Annotated in this window: 10 protein-coding genes and 1 rRNA gene; 3 read left to right on the top strand and 8 right to left on the bottom strand. The window is 40.6% G+C overall.

The window, feature by feature from the left end:
• Window positions 1-178: ribosomal RNA gene (locus IEX12_RS19560) — 16S ribosomal RNA — on the bottom strand; the annotation flags it as partial.
• Between the two features lie 1,587 nt (window positions 179-1,765).
• Window positions 1,766-2,641, bottom strand: a complete 876-nt coding sequence (locus IEX12_RS19555) for a nucleotidyltransferase-like protein (RefSeq protein ID WP_188725732.1) — start codon at window positions 2,639-2,641, stop codon at window positions 1,766-1,768.
• Between the two features lie 126 nt (window positions 2,642-2,767).
• On the opposite strand from IEX12_RS19555, the gene IEX12_RS19550 reads away from it, so the two are divergent.
• On the top strand, window positions 2,768-3,157 hold the full coding sequence (locus tag IEX12_RS19550; RefSeq protein ID WP_155555545.1) for a YgzB family protein: 390 nt from the start codon (window positions 2,768-2,770) through the stop codon (window positions 3,155-3,157).
• A 451-nt stretch (window positions 3,158-3,608) separates the two neighbouring features.
• On the opposite strand, the gene perR is transcribed toward IEX12_RS19550, so the two are convergent.
• The 6 genes from perR to IEX12_RS19520 all read right to left on the bottom strand — a co-directional run bounded on the left by perR (window position 3,609) and on the right by IEX12_RS19520 (window position 8,061).
• Entirely contained in the window at window positions 3,609-4,058 is a 450-nt protein-coding gene (perR, locus tag IEX12_RS19545; protein ID WP_102415739.1) for a peroxide-responsive transcriptional repressor PerR, read from the bottom strand.
• Window positions 4,059-4,323: 265 nt separating this feature from the next.
• Window positions 4,324-4,884, bottom strand: coding sequence for a cob(I)yrinic acid a,c-diamide adenosyltransferase (locus IEX12_RS19540; RefSeq protein ID WP_088053432.1), 561 nt, complete (start codon window positions 4,882-4,884; stop codon window positions 4,324-4,326).
• A gap of 1 nt (window position 4,885) precedes the next feature.
• Window positions 4,886-5,836 carry a D-2-hydroxyacid dehydrogenase gene (locus IEX12_RS19535; protein WP_188725731.1) on the bottom strand — a complete coding sequence of 317 codons (951 nt, stop codon included), beginning with the start codon at window positions 5,834-5,836 and terminating at the stop codon, window positions 4,886-4,888.
• A 197-nt stretch (window positions 5,837-6,033) separates the two neighbouring features.
• Window positions 6,034-6,696, bottom strand: a complete 663-nt coding sequence (locus IEX12_RS19530) for a sugar transferase (protein ID WP_155555544.1) — start codon at window positions 6,694-6,696, stop codon at window positions 6,034-6,036.
• A gap of 400 nt (window positions 6,697-7,096) precedes the next feature.
• Window positions 7,097-7,564: a thioredoxin-dependent thiol peroxidase gene (bcp, locus tag IEX12_RS19525; protein ID WP_088053429.1), complete on the bottom strand. Its 468-nt coding sequence runs from the start codon at window positions 7,562-7,564 to the stop codon at window positions 7,097-7,099.
• Window positions 7,565-7,623: 59 nt separating this feature from the next.
• The gene (locus IEX12_RS19520) at window positions 7,624-8,061 is read right to left on the bottom strand and encodes a potassium channel family protein (protein ID WP_088053428.1); all 438 of its coding nucleotides are present in this window, start codon (window positions 8,059-8,061) and stop codon (window positions 7,624-7,626) included.
• 322 nt (window positions 8,062-8,383) lie between these two features.
• On the opposite strand from IEX12_RS19520, the gene IEX12_RS19515 reads away from it, so the two are divergent.
• Both IEX12_RS19515 and IEX12_RS19510 read left to right on the top strand, forming a co-directional pair.
• A complete protein-coding gene (locus IEX12_RS19515; protein ID WP_088053427.1) occupies window positions 8,384-9,085 on the top strand; it encodes a response regulator transcription factor in 702 nt (233 codons plus the stop codon).
• Window positions 9,082-10,116 (top strand): sensor histidine kinase, encoded by a 1,035-nt coding sequence (locus tag IEX12_RS19510; protein WP_155555543.1) that lies wholly within the window; start codon window positions 9,082-9,084, stop codon window positions 10,114-10,116. The genes IEX12_RS19515 and IEX12_RS19510 overlap by 4 nt, the downstream gene beginning before the upstream one ends.
• Window positions 10,117-10,430 lie beyond the last annotated feature (314 nt).

The raw sequence follows: 10,430 nt of genomic DNA, 5'->3' as shown, positions 1-10,430 counted from the left end.
CCCGGTTTCCCGGAGTTATCCCGATCTTACAGGCAGGTTGCCCACGTGTTACTCACCCGTCCGCCGCTCGTTCCACAAGCGTCCTCCCGAAGGTTTCCGCTTGCTTCCCGCGCTCGACTTGCATGTATTAGGCACGCCGCCAGCGTTCGTCCTGAGCCAAGATCAAACTCTCCAAAAAAGTTTGCAATAAGATTAACACCAATTAATCTTATCAAAAAGTCTTAGCTTCAAAAATTTGATTTCAGTGTCAAAAGCATTTCATCGGAATCTGACATCCGGCTTCTGACTGCTGACATCCGTTCACATACTGGTTGTTTTGTTCAGTTTTCAAAGAGCAAATTTGTTCGCCGCTTTTCAACAGCGACTTTATTATAATACCACATTGAGCATTTCATGTCAACAAGAAATTTTACTTTTTATTTCTTGCTGAAGACTTCTATTCACGTTGCTTTTTTGCAACGGAATTAACTTTATCATGCTTGATATACAAAGTCAACGGGTTTTTTAAAAAATAAATTTTTCCATTTATCACAAAACCTGTATTATAAATATCAAAACCTTTTTGTTACAAAGACTTCGGCCACATCCCTTTAGCATAGCCTTTATAAATAAGCTTTTCTTGTTCTGCTATTTAATGCAGGCCGAGCGTAAGTAAGACTATCCAAAATTGTAGAACCCTGTTTGCCATTTAGTTTAACGTTAGATGCTAATAAAAAGTACATCTCATAATCGTTATAAGTAGCAACTATTATTTTAAAGAGGGGCAGGAAATTGGGCGGTTACACCAATTTCCAATAATCCATACGAATAGGTAAGGGTTTGAAGTTATCGCTCCCTTTTCCCTTCGTTCACACTGTACGTGAGACTTTCACCTCATACAGCGTTCCAACTAATCCAATTCATTCAAAATTTTGACCATTGACACTTTGAGCGTATAAGATATCAAAATGGTGTTGCATATCATAATACTCGCTGTGTCTCAGTTTCTTCCGTTTCAACAAGTCGGTGACTCCCTTGGGAGTTGAACCTCTATTAGTCTTACAAGAACCTTGTTAACCGATAAAGTACTGCCATACATGGTTGAATGATTCTTTATTAGTCTAGTGGCTATCCCTCCATGTTGATTAGACATTTCATTGGTACTGTGCCACCACTTTCACTGATACAAAGATAAGTTATACAATAGCTACTGTCACTATTGCTTTCCTTAATACCGTTTCAAAGGAAGTAAGTCCTCCACGTCATCAGCTTACAACGTTGAATTATATCTATTATAGAATGAACTTAGGTGCTTCCTGTAAGCCTGTTAGCCGTTCATATGCCTATAACATATCATGGACTTTCATAATTCCGAATCTTACTCGACCACTGCTAACCTCACATTTAAGTGACATACACATTTCTATATATTGCGCGTTTAGACCCGTACCTTCAGAAGTTTGTCAGCGTAACCCTTTATTGTAGGTTGTTTTGCATACTCACCATATTCATTCCACTCAAGCATCATGATTTACACCACCCCCGCGGGTAGGCTTTCGTCAGCTAAATTTCACTGTTACGGTAAATTCTTACGCCTTTTCACCGAGCTTTTAACACTGTCATTCTTACTAAATCAAGTGCTAATCGACTAAGAGAGAACCCTTCAGGGCGTTACCCCGTCATTTGATTCTTCGATATAATCCTTCAACCCCAAATGGGACTGTCTAGTCTTTACCGGAGTAATGTGACCACACTCCATTTAAACTAGAAACGTTTCGCACCTGAATCAGCGCCCACTGTCAATCGTATATTTTCGATGATAAACACCTGCACCTTTCGTTTCCGTTAGCTCCGTCTGAATAATTTCCTTTTCGATCAAGTAAGCAATCATTGCCATTAAATCAAGTGCATACGCCGCTACCCGGGGATCCGATTTTAGCTCTCCATATGTCCAAGCATCTTCTTTGGATTTGATTACATCCAATAAATGCTTGGCCGATACTTTGGCACGACTGCTAATCACAAAATCAGCAGCAAGAATCATTAACTGCACCCGTTTATTTAATTCCTCGTGACTTTCGATTAATTCATCATATAATTTATACACCTCTAGATCGATTTGCTTTACTTGACTCCAAGCTGTTACTTCTGGATGGTATCCTTTTTCAATTACAGCAAGCCTGGCCAAATAATGAAGGGAATGAACAATTCTACTATAGGCATCTTTATACTGAGCTGATTCATAAAGATCTTTTGCATCACTATAACTTCTTATCAGCTTTCCGAATTCTATTGCCTTGCGTAAATTTCGTTTCCCCTGCGGAAATTCCCGAAGCTGTTCCTTTAAGTTGGCAATAAATTCGTTACGGTCAAAAATCACCTTGCCGTATATTAACCAAGCAACGGCTTTTCGATATCCGCTTGTATCAATCCATTTCATAAGCAATTCATTTGTAATGACATGCATCGCTGCCGTTTTTTCGTCAAATTCATAATGTTTCACTTGCCATGGCTGAATGGCATCCTTGACAATAATTAATAATATGACATCCAAATTATCAGTGATTGGACTGTTAGGTTTCATCTTCTCGATTACTAGCACACCGAGCGTGTTTTCATCACTTGCTCGTTCCTGGTAAATGGGTCTCAACAAGTCTTCCATTTTAATTCCTCCAATACATGTATACTAATATAATTCGCTGGAAGACGGAAATATCCTTTTTCAGAAACGAAATATCATATAAAATATGGTATACTTGCCTGTGTAATAATGAAGGGAGAAATACCAATGGCTGACAAGTTAGTCTATTCCAGTAAAATAAATAAAATCCGTACTTTTGCCCTGAGCTTGGTTTTTGTTGGTATTGCAATAATGTATGTCGGGATACTAACCAAAAAAATACCATGGCTCATGGCAATCTTTTTCATTTTAGGAATGCTTTCCGTTATTTTAAGCTGTGTTGTTTACTTTTGGATTGGCATGTTGTCAACAAGAGCGGTTCCCATTATCTGTCCAAGCTGTGAGAAGCCGACAAAAATGCTTGGCCGGGTGGATGCCTGTATGCACTGTAAACAGCCGCTAACCCTTGATAAAGATTTGGAAGGCAAGGAATTTGATGAACGATATAATTCAAGACACTACCGAAGAGAGTTAAAAGCGAAGAAAAAGCATAATTAATAAAATCCGTCGTATAGACGGTTTTTTTGTTTTTTCAACGCTTAATATACTGGAGTTGTTGTTCCGGGGATATGCATTATGCATGTTATCAGAGTTTGCCTTGATTCGCCAATGGGCTTTGCATTCTTATTGGCATACAGGTGATTTCCGTTTTTACCGGCATACAGACTGCGTTACTCCACTTCGTAGTGGTTATAGATCAATATTGCACTCGATCGATTTTGATAGGGCCCGATCGAATTGACACCAAGGCCCAATCAATTCCACACGGCACTCGATTGATTTAACTCCCCACCCGACCGATTCTGTTTGGTGCTCAATTGATTTACGAACTCTTTTAGGTTTTATATCGGAACCAACGCCGTTTTATTTCATTTTGCTGTCATTATCCAAATCCAAATAAAAAATCCAAATGTCTTTAAAACATCTGGATTTTAAACGGAATATAATATTAATGCTTCTGTGTTTCAACTGCTTGACATTCTTTACATTTTCCGTAAACTTCCATTCGGTGATGACTTACTTCAAACCCGGTAACCTGTTCAGCAAGTGATTCCACCTCATCCAGACTTGGATAATGGAAATCCACTATTTTGCCACACTCCTCACAAATAATGTGGTAATGTTCTGTCGTGTTACAATCAAACCGGCTTGAAGAATCGCCATATGTCAGCTCGCGAACCAATCCTATTTCCCGAAGAACACGCAAATTATTGTATACGGTAGCGACACTCATATTCGGAAATTTACCCTCAAGTGCTTTATATATTTCATCTGCTGTTGGGTGAACCAAGGAATTAAGAAGATACTCAAGAACCGCATGACGCTGTGGTGTAATCCTTACGCCTGATTCTTTTAATGTATTAATCGCTTCACGTAATTTCCGTTCTGACACCGTCATGCACCCCACTTTCGTTTGATATTACATTAATATTAATACTGGATATGCAAAAGCTATATCTCTGTTTCATATTCAGATTGACTAGTTGCATTCTTAAATTGTAATTCTTATAATTAGTGTAACCGTTCCAGCTATGTTCTGTCAATATAAGTATATTACTGCTTGAGAATTATTATCACAAGACAACATGAAAAATTAATGAAATTTATATAAAAAACAAGCAGTATCTCCCCAACCGAGAACACACTACTTGTAGAACACTCCTCTAAACATCAGCCTTTAACGGTATTTCCTTCCCACCCAAACACTGATTAACATATCTTGCCGCAACAAACAGAAAGTCGGATAACCGGTTTAAATAAGATAACACAAGTGGATTCGCCAATTCTTCCTCCAGACCAACCGCTGTCCGCTCTGCGCGCCTTGCGACAGTACGTGCAGCGTGCAGGGCACTGGAGGCACTGTGACCAGACGGCAAAATAAAGTTGCGGAGCTTTGCCAATTCTTTATCCCACGTATCGATTTGTTCCTCCAGTTCTTTAATATATTCCTTTTTCAGCTTCCACGTTACCTCTTTTTCACTTGGTGTCGCCAATTCCGCACCAGCATGAAACAAAATCGTTTGAACGCGGTGCATGATTTCCAGAAATTCTTTTTTCCCGTCCCATGTTTCATTTTCTAAAAAGCTTAATGCAAGACCGATCATGGAATTCGTTTCATCACAGGTACCATACGCTTCTACACGCAAGTCATTCTTCGGGACACGCTTCCCATAAATTAGTGAGGTTGTTCCTTTATCCCCACTCCTCGTATAAATCCGTACCAATTTAATACCCCCTGGCCAAATCGATTTGATTCATATAATCCGTGCTATCCTGCAAATACGTATCAAGGTTTCTTGTAAAAATTTCTAATGCCCGTGTCACATATTGCGGCGAAACGCCGGAAATATGCGGTGTTATGGTAATGTTTTCTTCTTGCCATAGTGGGCTGTCTTCCGGAAGCGGCTCCGTCTCAAATACATCCAAAACGGCATGCGCAATTTCCCCTTGCCGAATCGCCTTTAATACAACATCCGTCTTTACTGCATCTCCGCGACCTATATTCAGGAAAACTGCATGATCAGGCAGTTTTTGAAAATGGTCATATGTATAAAAATACGTTGTTTCCGCCGTACTTGGCAGCACCGATACAACAATATCTGTTTTTGGCAGCAGTCGATCGAATGCAGCTGTCGAATAATTTTCATCAAAATGTTCGACTGGGCGGCCGCTTCTGGAAACACCGATCGTTTTCATCCGGAATGCTTTGGCCAGCCGTGCTACTTCCTGTCCAATTGCGCCGGCACCAGCGATCAGCATCGTCTTGCCAGTCAGCTCCTGCATCCGTACACTCTTATCCCAATAATGGTTCGTCTCGTTATGCAACAATGTTTTTGTCTGACGATAGACTTGCAGCAGCAGTGCAATGACGTATTCAGACATCGGCGTCTTGTGAATTCCCCGGGCATTGGTTACAAGGATGTTCCGATTTTTAAGGCTAGTTAGTGGCATCTGATCCATCCCTGCCGACAGCACCATGATCCATTTTAAATTTACCGCTTTTTCAATAAGATCATCTGTCAAATCACCCCCGTACGTTGCCAACACTTCTGCTTCAGGTAAAACGGCACTGGCTTCCTTCATATTGTCACAGAACACAAAGGATTGCTCCGGATAATCCTGCATTAATTTCTTCTGATGTTTTGCTGATAATTTTGTGGAAAAAAGGATCGTCAAACTGCTCCCCCCTGACTAGGTTTTAAGTATTCCTAGTTATATAGTAAACGGTATCGGCCGATTTGAACAGGAAGAAGGCTGCTTTCAAAAACTAACACTGGGAATGGCTTCACTCCCTACATTTTGTCGAATTTAATTTCAAGTTGGGAGCAGACTCCCAGAGAAACTGCTTCTATACCAGACAGTAAACCGCGCACTTAATTCACCCGTTTCGCCCCGCCGAGCGACCGGAACAGGATTTTCATATCAAATCGGAATGAACAATTTCTTACATAGTAAAGGTCATAAGCAATTTTAAGGCCATGTTTTGCTTCAATTACGAAACCATTCACTTGGGCATATCCGGTCATTCCAGGCCTTACCTTAAGCCGCTTTTCCTGGATGTCATTATAATACGTTGTGATTTCCGGAATTTCCGGCTGGGGGCCGACCAAGCTCATATCCCCTTTTAAAACATTGAGAAGCTGGGGTATTTTGTCAATGTGATATTTCCTTAGACGAGCACCAAACCTTGTTACCCTTGTTTTGTCGTTTGATTTGTATGTGAAGGCGGCCGGAACACCATCGGCCCATGAATCGGGAAATGGATGTGGCGGAAATGCGCGGATCACCCTTGAAGGGACAGTCGTTGTTCTAAACGTCAACATGATAAAAACACGATTGTTCTTACCTGCCCTGGCTCGTTTCAGCAATACTGGCTGGCCGTCTTTTTTGTAAATATATATACAAATAACAAGGATAAGCGGGGCTAATATAGTTAATAGAACAAGACTGATGGCAATATCCAGTAACCGTTTAACAAAGGCATACATGTTTATCCGACTTGTAGCGTACGTTCTTGCATTTGGTCTTAATTCCATCCTCGGACCACCTCGAATAATCAGAATAGGTTTGTCTATTCTAACTTATTCAGGGAATCGGATTGATAGAACAAGCAAAAACGCTTTCCCGTCGGGGGACTTCTTCTGTTTCCAGCTGGATAGGAACAAAGGCGCAAGCGCCCGATTAGCGGCGTATATGCTGGACTGAGCCGTAGGAGATAAAGGAAACACGACGACCAAAGGGAGTCGATGTTGACTTATCGTACGAAGGTGAAGGAAGCATACTAGCCGCTGGGCGCTGGAGCCGGACGTGGCTTATCCGGTTATTAAGTTATCCGCAGCCACCAAATTTTATAATTTCCTAGACAGCAAAAGAAAAAGACAGCCCAGCAACTGGACTGCCCTTCGTTATTAGTTAACAAATTTACGAAATGAAACGTTATAGATTTTCCTTAATAAATTGCAGTGCTTCTTCTACATGTCCGTCTACCTTCACTTTACGGAATTCTTTTTGCAGTTTTCCTTCTTTATCAATAATAAATGTCGAACGTTCAATACCATAATACTCTTTACCGAAATTTTTCTTCAGCTTCCATACACCGTATTCCTCCGCCACTTTGTGATCCTCATCCGCTAATAAGTGAAACGGCAGGTCATGTTTGTCGATAAATTTCTGATGACGGTCAACCGGATCCGGACTTACACCGATAATTACCGCATCAAGCTCCCCAAAGCTTGCATGCTGATCACGGAAATCACAAGCTTCCGTTGTACAGCCCGGTGTCATGTCTTTTGGGTAAAAATAGAGGACAACATGCTTCCCTTTATAATCACTCAGGCTCACTTGTTTCCCATCCTGATTCGGTAGTGTAAAATCTGGTGCAATGTCGCCAACTTTAATTGTCATGATAAACCCCTCCATCGATAATATGCTATCATTACTATAACATTACAAGGGATATTCAGCTAATCATTGCGATTATTCTGGGAATACTGCACCAGTTTCAACACGAATGCAGTTGGTAACACGTAGCCGATCAGTGCTTCAACAAGGGCAATGAACCGGCCAATCCCTACTGGCGTAATATCGCCGTAGCCTATTGTTAACAACGTGACTCCGCTAAAATAAAAGGAATGGATAACCGAACCAATTACACTGACTTCTCTTAATTCCCCACCTTCTATTAATGTAATATGCTGAAATGACAAGATAAGATAGATTAATCCAAAACCGATAATAACAATCGCATAGATCACGAGTAATGTATAAAAAATTTCTGCAGAAAAGCGAATTTCCTTCATTTCAACCTGAAAATTGTATTTGCCACTACGAATAAAACTAATCAGGCTTGTCAAAATAATCATACAGATAATGAGTAACACAATCCATAAAAAAATATGCATAGGATCCCCTTCTATTTTCATACTTTTCCTATCATATGCTCATCCATAAAATAGTTTGCCATTTATTTTTTTCTTTTAAAAACTTATAAATTTAGAAATTAACTGCTGTTAAATTAAGCAAAAATGAGCCACGTCCAGCTCCAGCGCCCAGCGGCTAGTGGACTTCCCTCACCTCCGTACGATAAGTCAACATCGGTTCGCTTCCAGCTCACCATGTTTCCTTTATCTCCTGCGGTTCAGTCCAGTCCATACGCCGCTAAACGGGCGCTTGCGCTTTTGGCCCTTATTGCGATACGATATGGCTAGAAGGGATTGATATTCCATGAAACGGATTTTTTTAGTCGAAGATGATCCGAAAATTGCCGCACTTCTAAAGGATTATCTTGAAAAATATGAGTATGAGGTCATGATCGCACAGCAATTTGATACTATTTTGGACGAATTCAAGCAGGTCGATCCGCACCTTATTTTATTAGACATTAACCTCCCAAGATATGATGGCTTTTACTGGTGCAGGCAAATCCGCAGCATTTCTAATTGCCCGATTATTTTTGTATCGGCCCGGGACAGCGGCATGGATCAGGTGATGGCAATTGAAAATGGCGGTGATGACTATATCACAAAACCTTTTAATTTTGATGTTGTCCAGGCAAAAATCAAAGGAATTATCCGGCGCATTTATGGGGAGTATGCAGTAGCCAAACAAGCCGAATTACTTGAAATAGATGGACTTCACCTGCATTTAACCGCTATGGAAATCGAATATCACGAGCAAACCGCCCAGCTCACCAAAAATGAATTTGTTCTGTTAAAGGCATTTATGGATCAACTACATCACGTGTTATCAAGAGTCTTTTTACTGGAAATGCTTTGGGACGATGAACAATTTGTTGATGATAATACATTGTCGGTAAACATTACCAGACTAAGAAGAAAGCTTGCAGATATTGGTATCCAGGATAGTATCCAGACGGTTCGGGGTGCTGGATATAAAATGGTTAACACATGGGGCGAGACAGTATGAAACATTTTTTAAACGATCAGCTTTCCTATATCTTGTTTTTTTACTCACAGCTTGCATTAGTGATCATCACGGCACAATTGACCGCCACAAGTTTACATGTACCAATGGGGGCAGGAATGATCTTTTACATGTTTTTATTACCAACCTGCTTTTTGCTGATCTTTTTAGGGTTCCGCTACAATAAATTCCGCGACTTTTATACAAATATGAATAGCGATGAGGCCGACCAGCTTGATCATTCCTGGTTTCCAGATCCGCCCAATCATTTGTTGGAAAATGTTAAAGCGCAGCATGAAAAACAATACACCAGCTACCGTCAACAAGTAGAAGCACTGGAAGCGCAGAAACAGCTGGAGTTTGATTTCATTCAGCAATGGGTACACCAGATGAAAACACCTGTCTCGGTAATGCATTTAACGATGCAAAAGGAAAAATTACAATTACCTGAAGACTTTTTGCACAGTATGCAGGAAGAAATGGAACGACTGACACAAGGTCTGGATATGGCATTGTATCAATCACGACTGCAAAAATTTGATCGGGACTTTCATGTGGAAAAGGTTGTACTTAAAACACTTGTAAAAGATGCCATTCAGGAATTTAAGTCAAGCTTTATCCGCAATCAGGTTTTCCCGGAGTTATCAATTGATGAAACAATCATTGTTGCAACCGACCCGAAATGGTTCCGGTTTGTCTTGAATCAGCTCATTTCCAATGCAATCAAATATTCGCACGATTCTTCGGAAAAGATCTATTTCACAGCCGAAGTTATTGGCAAAAAACTGGCACTGCACATTCGCGATCATGGGTATGGCATTCCATCACAGGATATCAAACGCGTATTCGATCCATTTTTTACGGGTATGAATGGCCGGACCTTCCGAGAATCAACGGGAATGGGCTTGTATTTATCAAAAGAAATATGTGAAGCACTTGGACATACGATCACGATTTCCTCAGAAAAGGATATCGGTACAACGGTAACCATAACATTCGAAAACACGGTTACAAAGGAGAATTTACCCGACTAGCAAAATGCTGACAAGGTGCCACGTCCTGTGACAATTTGTGGATATTCTGCGTCCTTCTTAATGCCCGCTAGACGGTTGGAACTCAGTATTTAACTAAAAGAAACCTTTCAATTATGTAAGGTTTCTTTTTTGAATGAAAGATAAGGCAATAGTTAGGCAACTAAATTTACGGTAAACTAAAGATAGCAGCTTATAGAGGATGTTCAAAAAGTCACCAAATGATAAGCGGCGAATCTCTTCGTTGGCGGAAGGGGATCTTCTGCTAAAACCGCCCACGACAATCGCCAACAGCAGAAGTCAGCACGTCCTGTGCA

The organism is Lentibacillus populi (assembly GCA_014642895.1).
GTDB classification, from domain to species: Bacteria; Bacillota; Bacilli; order Bacillales; family Amphibacillaceae; genus Lentibacillus_C; species Lentibacillus_C populi.
Note: the sequence above shows the minus strand (reverse complement) of the source record. Positions and strands in the feature narration are given on the sequence as shown.

What these genes read in the sequence shown, in the direction of transcription:
- IEX12_RS19555 (WP_188725732.1), bottom strand. Translation starts at nt 2,641, where the DNA reads ATGGAAGACTTGTTGAGACCCATTTACCAGGAACGAGCAAGTGATGAA.
- IEX12_RS19550 (WP_155555545.1), top strand. Translation starts at nt 2,768, where the DNA reads ATGGCTGACAAGTTAGTCTATTCCAGTAAAATAAATAAAATCCGTACT.
- perR (WP_102415739.1), bottom strand. Translation starts at nt 4,058, where the DNA reads ATGACGGTGTCAGAACGGAAATTACGTGAAGCGATTAATACATTAAAA.
- IEX12_RS19530 (WP_155555544.1), bottom strand. Translation starts at nt 6,696, where the DNA reads ATGGAATTAAGACCAAATGCAAGAACGTACGCTACAAGTCGGATAAAC.
- bcp (WP_088053429.1), bottom strand. Translation starts at nt 7,564, where the DNA reads ATGACAATTAAAGTTGGCGACATTGCACCAGATTTTACACTACCGAAT.
- IEX12_RS19520 (WP_088053428.1), bottom strand. Translation starts at nt 8,061, where the DNA reads ATGCATATTTTTTTATGGATTGTGTTACTCATTATCTGTATGATTATT.
- IEX12_RS19515 (WP_088053427.1), top strand. Translation starts at nt 8,384, where the DNA reads ATGAAACGGATTTTTTTAGTCGAAGATGATCCGAAAATTGCCGCACTT.
- IEX12_RS19510 (WP_155555543.1), top strand. Translation starts at nt 9,082, where the DNA reads ATGAAACATTTTTTAAACGATCAGCTTTCCTATATCTTGTTTTTTTAC.